General features: G+C 58.5%; 17 protein-coding genes and 1 tRNA gene. 14 read left to right on the top strand and 4 right to left on the bottom strand.

Features of this window, described 5'->3' with window-relative positions; all coding sequences use genetic code 11:
- The first annotated feature begins 77 nt into the window (after nt 1–77).
- From HCK86_RS08375 to HCK86_RS08355, 5 genes are all read left to right on the top strand, one after another.
- On the top strand, nt 78–1,118 hold the full coding sequence (locus tag HCK86_RS08375; protein WP_176084011.1) for a zinc-dependent alcohol dehydrogenase family protein: 1,041 nt from the start codon (nt 78–80) through the stop codon (nt 1,116–1,118).
- Between the two features lie 37 nt (nt 1,119–1,155).
- Complete coding sequence (locus tag HCK86_RS08370) at nt 1,156–1,440, top strand: hypothetical protein (RefSeq protein WP_176084010.1); 285 nt, start codon at nt 1,156–1,158, stop codon at nt 1,438–1,440.
- Nucleotides 1,430–3,490 (top strand): glycosyl hydrolase 115 family protein, encoded by a 2,061-nt coding sequence (locus tag HCK86_RS08365; RefSeq protein ID WP_176084009.1) that lies wholly within the window; start codon nt 1,430–1,432, stop codon nt 3,488–3,490. The genes HCK86_RS08370 and HCK86_RS08365 overlap by 11 nt, the downstream gene beginning before the upstream one ends.
- A 377-nt stretch (nt 3,491–3,867) precedes the next feature.
- On the top strand, nt 3,868–4,470 hold the full coding sequence (locus HCK86_RS08360; RefSeq protein WP_176084008.1) for a superoxide dismutase: 603 nt from the start codon (nt 3,868–3,870) through the stop codon (nt 4,468–4,470).
- Nucleotides 4,471–4,555: 85 nt separating this feature from the next.
- Entirely contained in the window at nt 4,556–5,131 is a 576-nt protein-coding gene (locus HCK86_RS08355; RefSeq protein WP_176084007.1) for a flavin reductase family protein, read from the top strand.
- 84 nt (nt 5,132–5,215) lie between these two features.
- Here the strand turns inward: HCK86_RS08355 and HCK86_RS08350 are convergent, their stop codons facing one another.
- Together HCK86_RS08350 and HCK86_RS08345 are read right to left on the bottom strand one after the other, a co-directional pair.
- Entirely contained in the window at nt 5,216–5,842 is a 627-nt protein-coding gene (locus HCK86_RS08350) for a metalloregulator ArsR/SmtB family transcription factor (protein WP_246739512.1), read from the bottom strand.
- A 499-nt stretch (nt 5,843–6,341) separates the two neighbouring features.
- Nucleotides 6,342–6,431 (bottom strand) — tRNA-Ser (locus HCK86_RS08345).
- Between the two features lie 791 nt (nt 6,432–7,222).
- Here HCK86_RS08345 and pflB point away from each other — a divergent pair.
- Together pflB and pflA are read left to right on the top strand one after the other, a co-directional pair.
- The gene (gene pflB, locus HCK86_RS08340; RefSeq protein ID WP_176084200.1) at nt 7,223–9,487 is read left to right on the top strand and encodes a formate C-acetyltransferase; all 2,265 of its coding nucleotides are present in this window, start codon (nt 7,223–7,225) and stop codon (nt 9,485–9,487) included.
- Nucleotides 9,488–9,501: 14 nt separating this feature from the next.
- Nucleotides 9,502–10,284 (top strand): pyruvate formate-lyase-activating protein, encoded by a 783-nt coding sequence (gene pflA / locus HCK86_RS08335; RefSeq protein WP_176084006.1) that lies wholly within the window; start codon nt 9,502–9,504, stop codon nt 10,282–10,284.
- A gap of 343 nt (nt 10,285–10,627) precedes the next feature.
- Here the strand turns inward: pflA and HCK86_RS08330 are convergent, their stop codons facing one another.
- A complete protein-coding gene (locus tag HCK86_RS08330; RefSeq protein ID WP_176084005.1) occupies nt 10,628–12,697 on the bottom strand; it encodes a lytic transglycosylase domain-containing protein in 2,070 nt (689 codons plus the stop codon).
- Nucleotides 12,698–12,912: 215 nt separating this feature from the next.
- On the opposite strand from HCK86_RS08330, the gene dapA reads away from it, so the two are divergent.
- Nucleotides 12,913–13,794 carry a 4-hydroxy-tetrahydrodipicolinate synthase gene (gene dapA / locus HCK86_RS08325; RefSeq protein ID WP_176084004.1) on the top strand — a complete coding sequence of 294 codons (882 nt, stop codon included), beginning with the start codon at nt 12,913–12,915 and terminating at the stop codon, nt 13,792–13,794.
- A 69-nt stretch (nt 13,795–13,863) separates the two neighbouring features.
- Nucleotides 13,864–14,343: an SsrA-binding protein SmpB gene (gene smpB, locus HCK86_RS08320; RefSeq protein WP_141147386.1), complete on the top strand. Its 480-nt coding sequence runs from the start codon at nt 13,864–13,866 to the stop codon at nt 14,341–14,343.
- Between the two features lie 85 nt (nt 14,344–14,428).
- On the opposite strand, the gene HCK86_RS08315 is transcribed toward smpB, so the two are convergent.
- Nucleotides 14,429–15,007 carry an NYN domain-containing protein gene (locus tag HCK86_RS08315; RefSeq protein WP_176084003.1) on the bottom strand — a complete coding sequence of 193 codons (579 nt, stop codon included), beginning with the start codon at nt 15,005–15,007 and terminating at the stop codon, nt 14,429–14,431.
- A 292-nt stretch (nt 15,008–15,299) separates the two neighbouring features.
- Between HCK86_RS08315 and rpoZ the strand changes: the two genes are divergently transcribed.
- The 5 genes from rpoZ to acpS all read left to right on the top strand — a co-directional run bounded on the left by rpoZ (nt 15,300) and on the right by acpS (nt 19,476).
- Entirely contained in the window at nt 15,300–15,704 is a 405-nt protein-coding gene (gene rpoZ, locus HCK86_RS08310; protein WP_176084002.1) for a DNA-directed RNA polymerase subunit omega, read from the top strand.
- Between the two features lie 104 nt (nt 15,705–15,808).
- The gene (locus tag HCK86_RS08305) at nt 15,809–18,034 is read left to right on the top strand and encodes a bifunctional (p)ppGpp synthetase/guanosine-3',5'-bis(diphosphate) 3'-pyrophosphohydrolase (RefSeq protein WP_176084001.1); all 2,226 of its coding nucleotides are present in this window, start codon (nt 15,809–15,811) and stop codon (nt 18,032–18,034) included.
- 124 nt (nt 18,035–18,158) lie between these two features.
- A complete protein-coding gene (locus tag HCK86_RS08300) occupies nt 18,159–18,368 on the top strand; it encodes a hypothetical protein (RefSeq protein ID WP_176084000.1) in 210 nt (69 codons plus the stop codon).
- A gap of 73 nt (nt 18,369–18,441) precedes the next feature.
- Entirely contained in the window at nt 18,442–19,029 is a 588-nt protein-coding gene (locus HCK86_RS08295) for a DUF2062 domain-containing protein (protein ID WP_176083999.1), read from the top strand.
- 48 nt (nt 19,030–19,077) lie between these two features.
- Nucleotides 19,078–19,476: a holo-ACP synthase gene (gene acpS / locus HCK86_RS08290; protein WP_176083998.1), complete on the top strand. Its 399-nt coding sequence runs from the start codon at nt 19,078–19,080 to the stop codon at nt 19,474–19,476.
- Nucleotides 19,477–19,524 lie beyond the last annotated feature (48 nt).

Genomic DNA, 19,524 nt, shown 5'->3' with positions numbered 1-19,524 from the left:
GATGTTTCGAGAATCCTTCGGCCATTCAGGGACGCTCGGTCGTTGCTGGAACCGGGGCTGTTTGCTGGAGAGTTGACATGAAAGCGATGCTGTTTGAGCTTTTCGAGGAACCGCCGGAGATCGTCGATGTGCCCGATCCTGCACCCGGCGATGACGGCGTCGTCATCAAGGTAAGCGCAACGGGATTGTGTCGCAGCGACTGGCATGGGTGGATGGGACATGATCCGGATATTCGTCTCCCCCATGTTCCCGGTCATGAATTCGTCGGCGAAGTGGTTGCCACCGGAAACCGGATCAAGAGCTTCAGAGCCGGTGATCGCGTCACCGTACCCTTTGTTTCCGGCTGCGGTCATTGTGCCGAATGCCACTCCGGCAATCAGCAGGTTTGCCCCAACCAGTTTCAGCCGGGATTCACCCATTGGGGGTCGTTCGCCGAATATGTGGCGATAGACTTTGCCGAGACGAATCTGGTGAAACTGCCGGATGCGATCGACGATGTGACCGGCGCAAGCCTTGGATGCCGGTTCGCGACGTCGTTCCGCGCGGTTGTCGATCAGGCGCGGGTCAGGGCCGGCGAGTGGGTTGTGGTTCACGGCTGCGGCGGGGTTGGCCTGTCGGCGATCATGATTGCAAAGGCGCTGGGCGCAAACGTCGTTGCGGTTGATATCTCTGACGAAAAGCTTGCTTTCGCAGAGGAATGCGGTGCGGTCGCGAGCGTCAACGCGTTGCATGTCCCCGACACGGTCGAAGCCATCCGGGATATCACCCGGGGCGGTGCCCACGTCTCCATCGATGCGCTGGGAAGCCCTGGGACCTGCTTCAATTCCATCCAGAATCTGAGACGCCGGGGCAGGCATGTGCAGGTGGGGCTGATGCTTGGCGAGCAGTCCACGCCGAAAATTCCCATGGCTCAGGTCATCGCGCACGAGCTGGAGATCTATGGCAGCCATGGCATGCAGGCATGGCGCTATGATGAGATGCTGGCGATGATTGCCGCAGATAAGGTGCAGCCGCAAAAACTTATCGGCCGGCGCGTATCCCTCGATGAGGCCGCAACGCTGCTCACCACGATGGATAAGTCGACGGATATCGGCATCAGCGTCATCGATCGCTTTTAGCCCCGGTCCGGGCTCAGCATCCCTCGATAGGCATCGGGTGCACTGGCAGCTCTGGCAAAACCGCGTCGCCAGCTGGCAGGCACGGTCCGATGCAATATCCGCGCTGGTGCAAGCGCGATGGGAAAAATATTGCTTTTCTGCTGATGGTGCGTTTGTTTGGACTTGCCAGCTCGTCAAGGGCGTCAGTCTTGAAGGGCTAGCGCATCGGCTCGGAAACCGGAATCGATTTTCGAAAAGAACGATGCGTCGATTCAACAAGATAGAGCGCCAGCCTGTTCAGGCCGGTCACCATGAGCGCAAGGGCATCGACGATGAAGTCTGATCATCTGATATTGTCCCGAAACACCACGATCGCGTTTCCTGAAACGCCGACGGTGCCGGTCAGGAACGCGCTTGGCATTTTCGCACGGGATTTTGCCAAGGTTTTCGGGGCCGCGCCGCTGGGTGTCGGGCGCGGTTCAGCCGATATCGTGTTGACCATCGACCCGGATGCCGACGCGCGCGGTCCGGAAAGCTTTTCGATCGACTTTTCGGACGGTGCCGGCTCTGCCGTCTCGCATGTTACCGCCAACGATGAACTCGGGCTGATTTATGCGCTGCTCCATCTGTCCGAACACTGGCTCGGCGTCGATCCGTTCTGGTTCTGGGCAGATCGGGAGCCGCAGCGCCTTGAGACGATTGCCGTGCCTGCCCGGGCCTTCCGCTCGCCGAAGCGCCGGGTGCGCTATCGCGGCTGGTTCGTCAATGATGAGGTCTGTCTGATCGGCTGGACTGAGATTTACCCGCCGCCGGCGGAGATCTGGAAGCCGGTCTTCGAAACATTGCTGCGGCTGGGCGGCAATCTCGTCATACCGGGAACGGATCTGCCGCGCGATGGCGTGCAGACTGCGGTGGCGGCCGAGATGGGGCTCCATGTGAGCCATCATCATGCCGAACCGCTCGGTGCGGAAATGTTCTTTCGCGCCCATCCCGATCAGGAGGCGAGCTTTGACCGGAACGGAGCGCTGTTCGAGGCGCTGTGGCGCGAGGCCATCGAGCGGCAGAAAGATCAAAGGGTCGTCTGGGCGCTCGGCTTTCGCGGTCAGGGCGATTGTCCTTTCTGGGAGCAGGATCCCGCCTATGATACGCCCGAGCGCCAGGGCGCGCTGATCAGCCGCGCCGTGCAGCGGCAATATGATCTGCTGCAGGCGATCCTGCCCGGCGCGCCCTGCCTGACCTATGTCTATGGCGAGATTGCCGAACTCTATCGCGCTGGCCACATCGAATTTCCACCGGGTGTCATGCGCATCTGGTCGGATAATGGCTATGGGCGCATGGTGTCGCGCCGCCAGCATAATCACAGTCTGCGGGTGCCATCGCTGCCGGAACCGCAGGATCAGGGGCCGCACGGCATCTATTATCATGCAACCTTCCACGATCTTCAGGCCTCGAGCCATCTGACCATGCTGCCGGTGGCATCTTCCCTGATCATCGGCGAACTCCAGGCGGCCTTTGCCGCCGGGGCCGACGCGCTGTTGCTGGTCAATTGCGGTAATGTCCGCCCGCATCTCTATACGCTCGATCTGATCGCGCAGCTCTGGAACCACGGATATGCCGATGCCGCTTTGGCGCCGTCAGAATTTGCCGGGCGCTACTTTCCGCAGCAGAGCGAGGCAGTCTCGGAGCTGATCCGCCGGCATATTGCCTGCGCGATTGCCTATGGTCCGCATGATGACGACCGCGCCGGAGACGAATTCTATCATCATCCTGCCCGCTCGCTTGCAGGCCATGTGATGCGTGGAGAGACCGACAGAACGGCTGAAGATCTGATCTGGGCAACGGGCAGGGTTTCGCTGCGCGACCAGGCCCGCTGGTTTGAGGAACATGCCGCCGCTGCCGCCGAACGCTACCGGAGGCTCGAGCAGGATTGTGATCAGCTGGCCCAGTCTCTGGCTGAAGACCAGGCGGTCTTCTTTCGCGACTTCCTGCTGTTCCAGACGCGCTTTCATCGCAGCAGCGCCCAGGGCCTGAGCTTCCTCGCGAACAGTATTCTTGCCTTTCTCGACGGTGCCTATCCGCAGGCCTTTGTCCATGCGGCCCAGTCGGTCTGGGCCTATCGTGAAACGCTGTCCGCGATGGAAAACAGCGAACACGGCAAATGGCAGCATTTTTTCCGCGCCGACTGGCTGACCAATGTGAAGATCACCCTCTACACGGTCGAATCCCTGCGTTCCTTCTATCGCATGTTTGGCGACGGTCCCGATTTCTTTCTCTGGCACAAGGCCTATCTCATGCCGGAGCGCGAAAAGAAGATCTACCTCGAAAACACCCATCGCAACCCGCCATCAGACGATGCGCTGGCGCAGCGCCTGAAGGTCCATTTCGGCATGTAGATCCAACGCCTGTCTCGGCAACGCCGCCGGCCGGCTCCGGCTCCGGCAATGGCCATGGTTTGCTGAAACAGGCCATCCGTCCGCCGCGACTATTGCGAGCCGCGATAATGGCCGGTCACGATGGTTTTCCACCAGACGATGATGGCCGGAGTCACACCACGGCGCGGCTTCCTGTTCGGCTGGTTTCCGTCCGAAGAGCAGGGCTTCATCGAACATCGGATTTTTCGCGCGCGATTGGCCGGGCAGGCGGGCGTCATGCCGACGGCGCTATTTTCCAAGTTCTGTCTTGACTTATCCTGGCCCGTGGTTTTCAAAGGTATGTCTTGTTTAATTCGGGCGCACACGATGATGCGCCGTTCGCAAAAGGGAGATCGATCATGGCTTTTGAATTACCTGCGCTGTCCTATTCCCACACGGCTCTGGCTGAACGCGGCATGGGGCAGGAGACCCTCGAACTGCATCATGGTAAGCACCATCAGGCCTATGTCACGGCGCTGAATGGATTTGTTGAAAAGAATGACGTGCTTCAGGGCAAGTCGCTTGAGGAGATCATCGCCCTTGCCAAGGATCAGGCCGATCTTGCGCCCGTTTTCAACAATGCCGGCCAGCATTGGAACCACATCCATTTCTGGAATGCGCTGTCGCCGTCGGGCGGACAGATCCCAGGCCGGCTTGAGGCCAAGATTGTCGAGGATTTCGGATCGGTCGATGCCTTCAAGGACGCCTTCAAGGCCGCGTCTGTCGGGCAGTTCGGCTCCGGCTGGGCCTGGCTCATCCTCGGCAATGACGGCAGGCTGAAGACGACGAAAACGCCGAATGGCTCCAACCCGCTGGCGACGGGCGAGGGCAAGGTGCTGCTCGGCCTCGATGTCTGGGAACACAGCTATTATCTCGATTTCCGTAACCGTCGCCCTGACTATGTCAGCAATTTCCTCGACCGGCTTGCCAATTACGAATTTGCCGAAGCCAATCTCGGCTGACCTGGCGCGGCAGCTGTCTCAGCCGGTCCGGCACAACCCATGCGCCGGGCCGGTTCTCCGAAAAGCCGGGTGAAGGATCATGAATATGCGTGACACTGTCCAGGAAAAGCCGGCGGGCGATCATCGCTCGTCTGATCCGTCCGGTCAAAGCCTTGAACTGTCGTTCGCGACACCTGCAAATGCGCCGGTTGAGCGGCAGGATTTCCGCGATGCCATGGCCTCGCTGGCGGCCAGCGTCTGCATCGTCAGCGCGCGGGATGAGGACGCGCGTGCCGGGCGCACCGTGACAGCGGTCATGTCGCTCACGGGGACACCGCCTTCCGTTCTGGTTTCCATCGATCGGGAAAGCCTGCTGGCCGGCATGATCCGCCATTCGGCAACCTTTTCCCTTGCCGTGCTTGCACGATCGCAATGGACGATTGCCGATGCCTTTGCCGGGCGCATCGCCGCCGCGCACCGTTTCAAGTGCGGTCGCTGGGACAGCTGGCCATCCGGCAATCCGAAACTTGCCCATGCCGTCACTGCGATGGATTGCGCGGTGATCGGTCAGATCGTGACCGAAACCCACATATTGTTTGCCGGCGCGATTGTCGGGATCGAGCGCAGCGCCAGACTATCGCCGCTGATCTGGCATGATCGCGGCTACCATTCGGCTGATTGACCTGCGCTGCTCATTCCAAAGGGCAGGGCGGGGAACGGGCAATCATCGTCTGCGATGACCAGCCTCAGCCCGCGAAAGGCCGCGCTATGCGGTTTCGCGTAACAGGTAAGTGCATCGCCGCCCGCCGCTGACAATATGTTCGCCACGCTGCACCTCGACAGAGGGGCCGAGCACCTTGCGGAAAATCTCGATTTCGGAGCGGCAGAAGCTCTGGCATGCGGCGGCGGCGGCACAGATCGGGCAATGGTTTTCAGTCAGCATGATGGTGCCGTCGACAAGCGGCTCCCAGTCGGCCATGTAGCCCTCGGCGCTTCGCAATGCTGCAAGGGTCTGAACCTTGGTTTCCAGATCGGCGCAACGGGCCAGGGCGGCGGAATAGACCGTGCCGATCTTGCTTTCCCGCTCGGCGATAACCGTGTCGACCGCAGCTTCCCCCAGCTTTGCGCGAATGGTTTCAAGAAGTTCGACCGTCAGCGCGGCATGGGTGTCGGGAAAGCGCTGCTGGCCTGCCAGGGTCAGGTGCCATTGCTGTTGCGGGCGGCCGACACCGGATCTGAGGCTGATGGCTTCCACGAGACCCTGTTCGCTCAGGCGCTTCAGCTGCTGGCGTGCCGCTTCGCCCGTGGTGTGCAGATGCCTGCCGATGTCGGCCGCCGTCATCGGGCCAAGCATCTTCAGCTGCATGAGCACGCGTTCGCCAGCATTATGCATCTGCTGTTCGGATCTGTCCCTCGCCGGTGCGGTAGATTTCTGCAATGTGTTCAACCGTTGTCTGCGGAAAATCCTGAAGAAACATATAAGCACAGCCCGTTTTTCAAAGCAATGTCTTTGAAAAACGGGCTGTGCAGTCGGCAATGACGGGGCGTTGGCTGGTCAGTGATGCCTGGCACGGCTGTTGCGTCGGGCTTCCGCCGTTCTTTCAACTCTGTGGCGACTGTCGGCGGCAACAATGCGAAAGCGGTGTTCGGCGCGCGCCGGCAGGACTTCAGTGCGGGCCCTGTTTCGGAATCAGTGCGCTCGCTGATTCAGATGGCGCGTCTCGACCGGGAAAATCCGCCGGGCGCACATGACTGCGGCCAGAGCGCTGTGTGTCCTTCTGGACGCGCCAGAACGCTCTATCTTGTCGAATCTACGCACCGCCCTGTCTGGCGATCTTGATCTATCTATCTGTTTTTCTGCGGGAAATTTTTCTGGCCAGGCAATTGGCAAATGGCGGAGAGGAAGGGATTCGAACCCTCGATACCATCTCTGGTATACTCCCTTAGCAGGGGAGCGCCTTCGACCACTCGGCCACCTCTCCGGTCCGGCCCTGATAAGCGGTTTTGTTCCGCTGATCAAGCCATGCTTGAAGCTTTTCGCCAAAAATCTGACACACCGCTCTTGCATGTTATCGGTGTTGTGGCATTTCATGGCTGATTACAACCTTTTTGAAGGTTCGATACCGGGGCCGGATACGTTTTCGGTCCGGCCGGTTGATCACTGGAATGCCTGGGACGCGGTTGGCGGGATTCGGGGCCGGCCGGAATCAGCGCTGATTGCTCAATGTCAGCCTGATCTAACGTAGTTGACGTCATTTCGGTTGTTAGCGGGTTTGGATTGACTGGCGTCCGGTTAATTTTTGCCCGGCCTTGATTTGTGTCAAAAGTATATATTTTTTATTCTGTATGTTTATTTGATTTTCATCAATTCTAGGGCGTTGTTGCTTCAGAAAAATAGTAAAAATGTCAAATTTCGCTGGACTTTATACGTCTTTGGTACCATATACGAACCGTTAAATCGAAGAGCGTTGACCACGGCGTCAACCATCGACGCGATCTTCAAGGGCTTTGCCCCAGGGCTTGCGCCAGGCGCCAAAAGTTAGCTCGCAATTGCGATGGAATGCCATCGCCGGTGTTGGTGAAATGTTCAAAGTTCCGGGAATGCCCGCTCCAAAGTCGCCCCTTCTTGAACCATTGCGGTTCGGTGCGTCTCGCGCGAGTGCTCCCCTTTCCCGGTTGAAGTGCTGCGCCCCAGTCATCCTCCTCTGAGTGCAGCACAGACGCCAGTTTCACACCCGTACCTCTTTTACCTGTGAGGGCCTTAATCATGGATATGTATGCCAAACACACGAATGTCCACGCCGATGCCTGGGAAGGCTTCAGCGATGGGGCATGGCGCAAGAAAATCGACGTGCGCAACTTCATCCAGGAAAACTACACGCCTTATGAAGGCGATTCTTCTTTCCTGGCACCTGCGACCGAGCGTACCAAGGCATTGTGGGACGAGTTGAGCGTCCTCCTCAAGAAAGAACGTGAAAAGGGCGGTGTTCTGGACGTTGCTTCGACGATCCCGTCGTCGATCACGGCTCATGACGCCGGCTACATCAACAAGGACCTCGAAATCATCGTTGGCCTGCAGACGGACGCTCCGCTGAAGCGCGCCATCATGCCGAATGGCGGTCTGCGCATGGTCGAGGGCAGCCTTGAGACCTATGGCTTCAAGGTTCCTGAAGCCGTGCATGAAACCTGGACCAAGTATCGCAAGAGCCACAACCAGGGCGTCTTCGATGTCTACAGCCCTGACATTCTGGCCTGCCGCAAGTCGGGCGTGATCACCGGCCTGCCGGATGCCTATGGCCGCGGCCGCATCATCGGCGACTATCGCCGTGTTGCTCTTTACGGCACGGATTTCCTGCGCGCCCAGAAGCAGGCAGAATTCCATGAACTCGACGATGCCGTCTTTACCGACAAGACCATGCAGCTGCGCGAGGAAGTCACCGAACAGTGGCGTGCTCTCGACGAACTGCGCGAAATGGCTGCCAAGTATGGCGTCGACATTTCGAAGCCGGCCCGCAATGCCCGCGAAGCCATTCAGGGCGTTTATTTCGGCTATCTCGCCGCTGTGAAGGAACAGAACGGCGCTGCTATGTCGATCGGCCGTATCTCGACCTTCCTCGACATCTATCTCCAGCGCGACATTGATGCCGGCTTCATCACGGAAGAAGACGCTCAGGAGATGGTTGATGACATGATCATCAAGCTCCGCATCGTCCGCTTCCTGCGCACGCCGGAATATGACGAACTGTTCTCGGGCGATCCCGTATGGGTCACCGAATCGATCGGCGGCATGGGCGAAGACGGCCGTACGCTGGTATCGAAGAGCAGCTTCCGTTTCCTCAACACCCTTTATAACCTCGGCCCCGCACCGGAACCGAACCTGACGGTTCTGTGGAGCCCGGCTCTGCCGCAGGGCTTCAAGCACTTCTGCGCCAAGGTTTCGGCCGACACTTGCGCCATTCAGTATGAGAATGACGAACTGATGCGTCCGAAGTGGGGTGATGACTACGGTATCGCCTGCTGCGTATCGTCGATGCGGATCGGCAAGCAGATGCAGTTCTTCGGCGCCCGCGCCAACCTCGCAAAGGCTCTGCTTTATGCGATCAACGGTGGTGTTGACGAAAAGAAGATGAAGGGCAAGAAGGTCGCAGAAGGCCTTGAACCCATCACCGGCGACGTTCTGGAATATGACGAAGTTGTCGAAAAGTTCGACAAGGCCATGGACTGGCTGGCAAAGACCTATGTCAAGGCTCTGAATGCCATCCACTACATGCACGACAAGTATTCGTATGAACGCATCGAAATGGCGCTGCATGACCGTGACATCCTGCGCACGATGGCTTGCGGTATCGCTGGCCTGTCGATTGCAGCTGACTCGCTGTCGGCCATCAAATATGCCAAGGTTGAAGTCATTCGTGACGAAACCGGTCTTGCCGTTGACTACAAGATCACCGGCGATTTCCCGGCCTTCGGTAACAATGATGACCGTGTCGACTCGATCGCAGCATGGCTGGTTGAAACCTTCATGAACAAGGTCAAGGCTCAGCCGTATTTCTATCGCGATGCCATGCCGACCCAGTCGATCCTGACGATCACCTCGAACGTGGTCTATGGCAAGAAGACCGGCAACACACCGGATGGCCGTCGTGGTGGCGAACCTTTCGCACCGGGTGCAAACCCGATGAACGGTCGCGACAAGAAGGGCTTTGTGGCCGCAGGCGCTTCGCTTGCCAAGCTGCCCTATGACGCAGCCCTTGACGGTATCAGCTGGACTGCTTCGGCAACGCCGGGCAGCCTTGGCCACACCGAAGAGGAACGTGTTGCCAACCTGTCGAATTGCCTTGACGGTTACACGGCTGCCGGTGGCTTCCACGTCAACGTTAACCTGCTGAACCGCGAAACCCTGCTTGACGCCATGGACCATCCTGAGAAATATCCTCAGCTGACCATCCGCGTTTCGGGTTACGCTGTGAACTTCATCAAGCTCACGAAGGAACAGCAGCTCGACGTGATCAACCGTACCTTCCACACCTCGATGTAAGGAAGACCTGAAAAATGCATGAACGCGTTCCCGTTTCGAAAAAGCCCGCTGGCGTCCATATGGACCTCGACCATGGTTTCCTCCATTCCGTCGAGACAGGTGGGGCGGTTGACGGACCGGGGATGCGTTTCGTGTTTTTCATGGCCGGTTGCCAGTTCCGCTGTCTTTACTGTCACAATCCGGATACCTGGAAGCTTCACAACGGCCGCAGGGTCGATGTTGAAGACATGCTCAAGGAAGTCCGCCCCTATGCGGGCTTCCTGAAATTCGCCGGAGGCGTGACCTTTTCCGGCGGTGAGCCCATGATGCAGGCACCCTTTGTCGGCAATGTCATGAGCCACATCAAGAAGGAGATGGGGCTGCATATCGCGCTCGATACGCAAGGCTATCTCCACGAAGCGGTTGAGGATGAATGGTTCGACAATGTCGATCTCGTCATGCTCGACATCAAGCATATCGATCCCGAGAAATATCATGCGCTGACGGCGCAGCCGCTGCAGCCGACGCTCGATTTTGCCCAGAGGCTGAAGCGCCTCGGCAAAAAGGCGTGGATCCGCTATGTCTTCGTTCCGGACCTGACCGATGATCCCGAAGACGTCGCCAAGATGGCTGATTACGTCGCTTCCCTCGGTGAGATTGTCCAGCGCGTCGAGGTTCTGCCGTTCCACCAGATGGGTGTGTCAAAATGGGATGCGCTCGGCATGGAATATACGCTGCGCGATACCCGCACGCCAACCAATGAAGAAGCCGAAGCGGCCCGCGATGTGTTCCGCGCCCGCGGCCTGGTTGCTGCCTGAGCTGTCGCCATTTTTTCCCGGAAATGCTTCCGGTCTGTCGGTCAATCAAAAAGGCCCGGTCACCACATGGTGGCCGGGCCTCCGGCTTTTGACAAACCTTGCCCTTTTTCTGAGGTCATGCCTGTGCTTGGTCCACAGGCATCCAGCCGACGCGCGTCCGCGCGCGAAAGGACCCGTCTATTCAACATCTTATGAAACTGGATCCCCGTGACAAGCACGGGGATGACGACGGAGGGGACGGCTATTCCAGCCCAAACAGGCAATCTGAACGATTTTGTCAGCAATCGGAGGCGCGGTCACCACATGGTGGCCGGGCCTTTTTGTTTCAGTGTGGCTTCAGCCGTTACTGCCGGCCGTTGACGAGATCGTAGGCGATATTGGAGGGTTCGCCGAGGCGGGCCTTGTAGACCTCGTAATTTTCCATGACGCGCTGAACATAGTTGCGCGTTTCCGGGTAGGGGATGCTCTCAATCCAGTCGACGACATCATCCAGCGACTGTCCGCGCGGATCGCCGAAACGGTCGATCCACTGGGGAACGCGCGCCGGTCCGGCATTGTAGGCGACGAAGGTCAGCACATAGGAACCGCCGAAACGGTCAATCTGCTCGCCAAGGTAATGGGCGCCGAGCGTTGCATTATAGCCGGCATCGCTGGTGAGCTTCGCCTTGGAATAGGCCAGCCCATTGGCGGCTGCGACCTTTTGGGCTGTCGAGGGCAGAAGCTGCAGCAGGCCGCGTGCATCGGCGGCTGATACCGCCTGCGGGTTAAAGGCGCTTTCCTGGCGGGCGATGGCATAGGCGAGTGCCTTGCCTGAGCCGGAGATATTGGCCGTATCGGGAATGACCCCGGTCGGGAAGGCCAGTGCCGCGACGTCCAGGCCGCGGGCATAGGCAATCTTGCCGATCTGCAGCGACAGCTGGTAGCTGCGGTCGGTCTCTGCACGGTAACTGAGAATGGCAACCTCGCCAGGCGTCTTCAGCTGGTAGGCAAGCGAAAGATAGAGGCCGTCTGCCTTGGCGCTGTAGCCGATGCTCTCCAGCCGCTTGATGGCCTGCACGGCCGGGATCTTCTCGAAATTGGCCCGGTCAGTCTGGGTGGGTGAGGGGTAGACAACCTCAAGCTGCTTCTGGCCGAGCTTTTGCAGCGACAGCTGGCCGTAGAAGGTCGTCGCATAGGATGCCGACTTCTGGTAGTAGGACTTCGCGCTCCCCGGGCCGCCGGCTTCCGCCGCGCGTCCCATCCAGTAATAGGCGCGGGCCTGGGAAATCGGTGAATCGGATTCAGCGGCGATCTGCTGGAAATAAGGCATGGCAAGCTTGCCGTTATTCAGGCCGCGCAGCGCATACCAGCCGGCATGAAAGTCGGCATCGAGGCGATCAAGCCGGTCTTCCGGCATGGCTTCCGCGACGATTGCATAGGCCTGCTTCGGTTTGCCGTCTTCATAAAAATCGCGGCTGACAATGCGTTGCTCATCCCACCACTGGTCGGGATTGACGAGCGCAGCCTGATTTTTCGGCATCTTCTTCAGCAGCGCTGCTGCGGTGTCCATCTGGTTCTGGCTGCGCGCATAGCGGATCTGAATGTAGAGAAAGCCAGGATCGGTATACCAGGAGCGGTCGACCGCCTTGATCAGCGCTCCGGCATTGCTGCTGCCGCGGATCACCGCAGCCCAGGCCTTGTAGAACGACTGTGCGTTTCCGAGGTCGGAAAAGCGCTCTGCCTGGGTCGCACGGTCGCGGTAGAGCAGATAGACCATGCGCTCCTTGTTGTCCTCGCGCGTCAGAAGCGAGCCGAACTCACCAAGGATCCGGTTTTCCGTGCTGGTGTCGAGCGCCCAGCTTGTCCAGATACGGGCGAGCGTTGCATGGGCTCTCTTCGTGTCTCCGGTTGCCAGGTAGGCCCTGGTCAGCAGGATCGTCCCGTCAGAGGTCTCAGGCACCGAATTGCCGAAAGCGGCGATCACGGCGCGCGGATCGGGGTTTTCGCGATAGAGCGCATGCTCGGAATAGGCGCGCAGCGACGACAGGCCGGGCCAGCCCTTGAGTTCCTGCTGGGCGGCGGCAATCTCGGAAGACGGGATGTCATTATCGCCGGAGGTGGCAATCGCCCAGCTCAGGATCTGGTGATCGAGCGAGGCCGGCGAGATGCGGTTGCGAATCTGGATGGCTTTGGCGCCGTCACCATCGCTCAGCGCGTCCATGCCCTGCTTGAGCAGCGAGGTTGACGCCGGCGTGGTGAGGCCGGGCGAAATTGCGCCGGTGACCTCATAGGACAGCGCAGCCGCCGAGGCTTGTCGCCCGGGTTTCTGGTATGGAATCGGAGCTACAGCAGGAAAATCCTGCACGGCGAACACTGGTGTGGTCATGCTTGCGATCGTCGCAGTAACCGAAAGCACTCTCAGAATTTTGGTCATTCGATCTTCCCGAGGTCGAAATGCACGTCAGATTGTACCATTTTCGGATGGCGGAGTTAATATCGCCTTAACCTTTGCAGCAGTTTCCCTTTTCTCTTCCAACGCATTGTCGATTGGCCAACTGCGTGCTTGCGGCCTTTCCTGCAGGGCATTATGTTGCGCCAACTTTAAGGGATGATTGCGGCGTCTCGGTGGATGCCGTGCAGGAGTTTGACATGATCAAGGGATCGATTCCCGCGCTGGTGACGCCTTTCACCGAAGATGGCGCCGTAGACGAAGCGGCTTTTACAGCCCATGTCGAGCGGGTGATTGCGGCTGGCAGCCTGGGCCTGGTGCCTGTCGGTACCACGGGTGAAAGCCCGACGCTCAGCCATGACGAGCATCGCCGGGTTGTCGATCTCTGCATCGAGGCAGCGAATAAGCGCGTTCCGGTGATTGCCGGCGCCGGATCGAACAATACGCGTGAGGCGATCGAGCTTGCCCAGCACGCCGAGAAGGCTGGTGCCGACGCATTGCTGGTGGTGACGCCCTATTATAATAAGCCGACCCAGAAGGGACTGTTTGCACATTTTTCCGCGATTGCGGATGCCGTCAAGCTGCCGATCCTGATCTACAATATTCCGGGCCGCTCGGTGATCGATATGACGCCGGATACGATGGGCGCTCTGGTCAAGGCGCATGGCAATATTGTCGGCGTGAAGGATGCGACGGGCAAGATTGAGCGGGTTTCCGAGCAGCGTATGGCCTGTGGCAAGGATTTCATCCAGATTTCCGGTGAAGATGCGTCAGCGCTCGGCTTCAACGCCCATGGTGGCGTCGGCTGCATTTCGGTGACCGCCAATGTCGCGCCGAAGCTTTGTTCCGAATTTCAGGCGGCGATGGCAGCCGGTGATTTCGTCAAGGCGCTTGACTATCAGGACAGGCTGATGCCGCTGCACAAGGCGATCTTCCTTGAACCTGGCGTTTGCGGCACCAAATATGCGCTGAAGAAGCTTGGCCTGATGTCTGATGCCGTACGCCTGCCGCTTACCCCGGTCAGCGCGGAAACCGAGAAGGCAATTGACGCGGCGCTGGTGCATGCCGGGCTGTTGAACTGATCCCTGGCCGCTCCTGTCTTAAGAGGGGGCGCTGCCCGGGTCGGATAACAAGAACAATGGACGACCGAAATGGCTCCCAAGGGAAAGCAGGGCGAAGCGCGTAAAGTTGTCGCCGAAAACCGCAAGGCGCGCTTCAATTACGAGATCATCGACACGTTCGAGGCCGGCCTGGTGCTGACGGGCACCGAGGTTAAGTCGCTGCGCGGCGGCAAAGCCAATATTGCCGAGTCCTACGCCTCGGATGAAGATGGTGAGATGTGGCTGATCAATTCCTATCTGCCGGAATATCTCCAGGCCAACCGCTTCAATCACGAGCCGCGACGGCGGCGCAAGCTGCTCTTGTCGAAACGCGAGATCAACCGGCTGCGCGCCGCGATCAATCGTGAAGGCATGACGATTGTTCCGCTCAAGGTCTATTTCAACGATCGCGGCAGGGCCAAGCTCGAACTGGCACTCGGCAGGGGCAAGAAGCTGCATGACAAGCGCGAGACCGAAAAGGCGCGCGACTGGAACAGGCAGAAGGGGCGTCTCCTCAAGCAGTTTGGCTGATTTCGTCGCAACGGATGCGCAGACGCCAAAACAAAGGCCGGTACAATGACCGGCCTTTCTGCATTTCTGAGGAATGATCGCGACCTCAGTCGTCAAAATCAGATGAAACGACTTCCGGTGGGCGGTTGGGGCGTTCTGACGGATCACGGCCAACTTCGCTGCGCAGTGACATCAGGTCAATGAAATGGTCTGCCTGACGACGCAGGTCATCGGCGATCATCGGCGGCTGCGTTGCCATGGTCGAGACAACCGAGACCTTGCGTCCCTTGCGCTGCAATGCTTCGACCAGGGTGGTGAAGTCACCGTCACCGGAGAAGATCACCAGATGATCAACGGTTGCGGACTGTTCCATGGCGTCGATGGCCAGCTCGATGTCCATATTGCCCTTGATTTTGCGGCGCCCCATCGAGTCAGTGAATTCCTTGGCCGGCTTGGTGACCACCTTGTACCCGTTATAGTCCAGCCAATCGATCAGCGGACGAATCGACGAGTATTCCTGATCCTCGATCAGGGCGGTGTAATAATAGGCTCTCAGCAGGTATGCCTTTTTCTGGAAGGCCGACAGCAATTTGCGATAGTCGATATCGAAGCCCAAGCTTTTAGAGGCCGCGTAAAGGTTGGCACCGTCTATGAAAAGCGCTAGTTTTTCGCGCGGATCAAACATCAAAAGCCCTTTCAAATTTCTAAATCAGTGTCGCTGACGGCGCCGATTCTGTCAGCGGCCACGAATAAAACGCCCTTCAACACACATATAGGTCTATTGATATACATATCTATATAGCTACGTTGATTGCTGAGCGATTTAGGCACAATTTATGAAAATTTCAACTCGTGGTCGATTTTTTGTAGAGCGTTCGCCCTGTTGTCAAATGCTATTTGGAAAGAGCCCTTGAATTATCACGTCGAAGTCTCTATGAAAATCAACCCAAATAAAACACGTCTAAGAAGGACACGCAATGGCACGTGTGACAGTTGAAGACTGCATCGACAAAGTTGACAACCGTTTCGACCTCGTTCTGCTTGCTGGACATCGTGCACGTCTCATTTCTCAGGGAGCCGCTATCACCATTGATCGCGACAACGACAAGAATCCCGTCGTAGCCCTGCGCGAGATTGCCGATGAAACGCTCTCGCCGGACGATCTGAAGGAAGATCTCATTCATTCGCTTCAGCGTCACGTTGAAGTTGATGAGCCAGAATCCGAAGGTTCAAACGCTTCCGGTCAGGCAGAAGAGCTTTCTGCCGATGAGCAGGATGCCGATGATATGCCGGAGGCCATTCCTTTCGACCAGATGTCGGAAGAAGAGCTGCGCGCCGGTATCGAAAGCCTGGTACCGCCGGAAAAAGGCGACGACTACTGAACATGATCGATCCATCCGGCTCTTCCGGCCGGGTGGATTTTTCCTTGTCTGAAATGAATGGGCGCGCCGGCCGATGGCGACGCCGCGAGCTTGGTTTCTGAGCAATGATGCGGCAATACGAGCTCGTTGAACGAGTACAAAAATACAAGCCCGACGCTGACGTCGCACTCCTCAACAAAGCCTATGTCTACGCCATGCAGAAGCATGGACGTCAGAAGCGGGCGAGCGGGGATCCCTATATCTCGCATCCGCTTGAGGTTGCAGCGATCCTTACCGATCTGCATATGGACGAATCGACCATTGCAGTAGCGCTTCTGCATGACACGATCGAGGATACGACGGCGACGCGGGCCGAGATCGACGCCTATTTCGGCGAGGAGATCGGGCGCCTTGTCGAGGGGCTGACAAAGATCAAGAAACTCGATCTGGTCACCCGCAAGGCCCAGCAGGCTGAAAACCTGCGAAAGCTTCTGATCGCGGTTGCCGATGACATGCGGGTGCTGCTGGTCAAGCTTGCCGACCGCCTGCACAACATGCGCACGCTTTATTACATGCGCCCTGACAAGCGCCGTCGGATCTCGGAAGAGACGATGGAAATCTATGCGCCGCTGGCCGGCCGCATGGGTATGCAGGACATGCGTGAGGAGCTGGAAGAACTGGCCTTCCAGTATATCAATCCTGAAGCCTATCAGACCATTCGTGGCAAGCTGAGCGATCTTTCCGGCCATAACGAGCCGCTGGTTGAAAGCATTGAAAACGAGTTGCGCGATCTGCTTGTCGCCAATGGCGTCAGCGATGCCCGCGTCAAGGGGCGGCAGAAGAAACCCTATTCGATCTTCAACAAGATGCAGTCGAAATCGCTGTCCTTCGAGCAGCTTTCCGATCTTTACGGCTTCCGCATCATCGTTGACGAACTGGCAACCTGTTACCGGGTTCTCGGGCTTGTCCATACCAATTGGCGTACGGTGCCAGACCGGTTCAAGGACTATATCTCGAATCCGAAGCAGAATGGCTACCAGTCGCTGCACACCACCATCATCGGGCCGTCGCGCCAGCGTATCGAGCTGCAGATCCGCACCCAGCGCATGCATGAAGTCGCCGAGAACGGTATCGCTGCGCATACGCTCTACAAGGATGGCCGGGTCAAGTCCGGCGAGGTCAGCGATGACGAGACGACCGTCTTCGGCTGGTTCCGCAAGACCATTTCCGCCCTTGCCGAAGGCGACAGTCCTGAGGAATTCCTCGAGCACACCAAGCTGGAGCTGTTTCAGGATCAGGTTTTCTGCTTCACGCCGAAAGGCAAGCTGATCGCGCTGCCCAAGGATGCGACACCGATCGATTTTGCCTATGCCGTTCATACCAATATCGGCGATACCTGCGTCGGCGCCAAGATCAACGGCCGCATGATGCCGCTCGTCACGCGATTGAATAATGGCGATGAGGTCGAGATCATCCGGTCCGGCGTGCAGGTGCCGCCGCCGGCCTGGGAAGAGATTGTTGTTACCGGCAAGGCGCGTGCGGCCATTCGCCGCGCGACGCGGCTTGCGATCCGCAAGCAATATAGCGGACTTGGCTACCGCATTCTCGAACGGACCTTCACGCGGGCCGGCAAGACCTTCTCTCGCGATGTGCTGAAGTCTGCCCTGCACCGTCTCGGTCAGCATGATGTCGAGGATGTGATTGCCGCCGTTGGCCGCAATGAGCTGTCTTCCAGTGACGTTTTGAAAGCGGTCTATCCCGATCACAAGGATGAGCGGGTGACGGTGAAACCCAACACCGAGGAGGGCTGGGTCAGCCTGCCGAGTGCGCAGGAACTCGCCTTCCGCGTGCCGGAAAGTTCAGCCCCCGAGCAGGACGGGGAAAATGCCGGCAAGGGACCGGCGCTGTTGCCGCTGCGCGGGCTTTCGCGCGGGGCTGCCGTGCGCTTCGCACCCTTCGGCGCCGTTCCGGGTGACCGGATCGTCGGTATTGTCGGCGAAGATGAAAGCATTACCATCTATCCGATCCAGTCACCGGTGCTGCAGCATTTCGATGACGAGCCCAATCGCTGGGTCGATGTGCGCTGGGATATTGATTCGGCCAATGAGAAGCGCTTTCGCGCGCGGCTCAGCGTCAACATTCTCAATGAGCCGGGTACGCTGTCGGAAATTACCGGTGCCATTGCCATGCTCGACGTGAATATCCGTGCCGTCCAGATGGCGGTCGTGGCCGATGATTTTGCCCAGGCGACGCTGGATCTGGAAGTCTGGGACCTGCGCCAGCTGACCCAGACCATCAACCAGTTGAGCGCGCTCGGTTGTGTCGCCACGGTCAATCGCGTGTTCGAATAGTGGTGAAGGGCGGAACATTCCGGATCGCGATAACCGGATTATAATTGCTTCCGCCCTGAAATACCCTGCCTCTGCCGTATTCGGCCCGTAACGTGGGCTGCGGTCATGACGAGAGGGACGCTCCATGTTTCAACGCCTCAGCAAAGCATTGAAGGATATGCTGCATCCGGATCTGAGCAAGGATCAGATCGAGCCAGCCAGGCATGTCATCGACAGGATTGATGACGCCTATCGCCATGACATCGAGCATCCGGTCGATGATAAGGCGCCGGTTCGGCAGGGCGGCGGACCGGACGGCGATGGCTGCGACGAGGCTGTCCCGCCAAACCGCTGACTGATTGCGGTTTAGTTCGTTTAGGATGACTTCCGCTCTTGCAAAAAGCTATGCGCGAAGGCCATGATAGGCCATGTTGTTTCGAAGACGATCACCGGCCAGTCTGTGGCAAAAACTCCGTTCCGCCGTCTGGCCAGAGAAGGGTTTTTCGCGTTCGCTGATCTATCTTTATCATCGCACCCTGCGTCTTAAGGCCACACCGCATGCGATCGCCATCGGCATTGCTGCCGGCGCTGCCGTTTCCTGGACGCCCTTTATTGGCTTCCACTTTATTCTCGCTTTCGCCATCGCCTTTGTGCTGGGTGGCAATCTGGTTGCCGCCGCACTCGGAACCGCCTTCGGCAACCCGCTGACTTTTCCGTTTATCTGGCTGACGACCTGGCGGATCGGCTCTTTCGTGATGAACCGCAGCACGGGAGACCGGGTGGAGATCAATCTCGTCAAGCTGGTCAAGCGTTTCGAGCTGTCCGATCTCTGGCGCCCGCTTCTCGAACCCATGGCCGTTGGCGCCATCATTCCGGCACTGGTCACCGGGCTTGTGCTCTATTTCCTGACGTTTCAGGCGGTCTCGGCCTTTCAGCAGCGGCGCAGCGAGAAGCTTGCCGGACGTCGCAAGCGGCTGGCCATGGAAATGGGCAAGGTGGAAAATGGCAATGGCTGAATCTGCTGCCGGTATGTTTTGTGTGCGCAATGCTTCGCAGGATGATGCATGATCGTCGGACTTGGGAGTGACCTGATCGATATCAGGCGGATCGAAAAGTCGATTGCCCGTCACGGTGAGCGCTTCACGACGCGTATCTTCACCGAGGCCGAGCAGCAAAGAGCCGATGGCCAGAAGAATCGTGCCGCCTCCTATGCCAAACGCTTCGCGGCCAAGGAGGCCTGCGCGAAAGCGCTTGGCACCGGCATCGCCCGCGGCGTTTTCTGGCGGGAAATGGGCGTCGTCAACCTGGCTGGCGGGCAGCCGGTCATGGTTCTGAGCGGCAGGGCGGAACGGCGGCTTGCCGAGCTGATGCCCCCGGGGCATCGGCCAGCGGTCCATGTAAGCATTACCGATGATTATCCACTGGCACAGGCTTTCGTGATCATCGAAGCTCTGCCGATATAGACCTTAAGGCGTTGCCCCACGGCGATTTAGGGGATAATGCTGCGTTTC

It is taken from the genome of Martelella sp. HB161492 (assembly GCF_013184775.1).
Classification (GTDB): Bacteria; Pseudomonadota; Alphaproteobacteria; order Rhizobiales; family Rhizobiaceae; genus Martelella.
Note: the sequence above shows the minus strand (reverse complement) of the source record. Positions and strands in the feature narration are given on the sequence as shown.

Coding starts and splice junctions, on each gene's coding strand:
- HCK86_RS08300 (WP_176084000.1), top strand. CDS start 18,159: ATGTTTCAACGCCTCAGCAAAGCATTGAAGGATATGCTGCATCCGGAT.
- HCK86_RS08295 (WP_176083999.1), top strand. CDS start 18,442: ATGTTGTTTCGAAGACGATCACCGGCCAGTCTGTGGCAAAAACTCCGT.
- HCK86_RS08330 (WP_176084005.1), bottom strand. CDS start 12,697: ATGACCAAAATTCTGAGAGTGCTTTCGGTTACTGCGACGATCGCAAGC.
- HCK86_RS08355 (WP_176084007.1), top strand. CDS start 4,556: ATGCGTGACACTGTCCAGGAAAAGCCGGCGGGCGATCATCGCTCGTCT.
- HCK86_RS08360 (WP_176084008.1), top strand. CDS start 3,868: ATGGCTTTTGAATTACCTGCGCTGTCCTATTCCCACACGGCTCTGGCT.
- pflA (WP_176084006.1), top strand. CDS start 9,502: ATGCATGAACGCGTTCCCGTTTCGAAAAAGCCCGCTGGCGTCCATATG.
- dapA (WP_176084004.1), top strand. CDS start 12,913: ATGATCAAGGGATCGATTCCCGCGCTGGTGACGCCTTTCACCGAAGAT.
- HCK86_RS08375 (WP_176084011.1), top strand. CDS start 78: ATGAAAGCGATGCTGTTTGAGCTTTTCGAGGAACCGCCGGAGATCGTC.
- HCK86_RS08305 (WP_176084001.1), top strand. CDS start 15,809: ATGATGCGGCAATACGAGCTCGTTGAACGAGTACAAAAATACAAGCCC.
- smpB (WP_141147386.1), top strand. CDS start 13,864: ATGGCTCCCAAGGGAAAGCAGGGCGAAGCGCGTAAAGTTGTCGCCGAA.
- pflB (WP_176084200.1), top strand. CDS start 7,223: ATGTATGCCAAACACACGAATGTCCACGCCGATGCCTGGGAAGGCTTC.
- HCK86_RS08315 (WP_176084003.1), bottom strand. CDS start 15,007: ATGTTTGATCCGCGCGAAAAACTAGCGCTTTTCATAGACGGTGCCAAC.
- rpoZ (WP_176084002.1), top strand. CDS start 15,300: ATGGCACGTGTGACAGTTGAAGACTGCATCGACAAAGTTGACAACCGT.
- HCK86_RS08350 (WP_246739512.1), bottom strand. CDS start 5,842: ATGCATAATGCTGGCGAACGCGTGCTCATGCAGCTGAAGATGCTTGGC.
- HCK86_RS08365 (WP_176084009.1), top strand. CDS start 1,430: ATGAAGTCTGATCATCTGATATTGTCCCGAAACACCACGATCGCGTTT.
- acpS (WP_176083998.1), top strand. CDS start 19,078: ATGATCGTCGGACTTGGGAGTGACCTGATCGATATCAGGCGGATCGAA.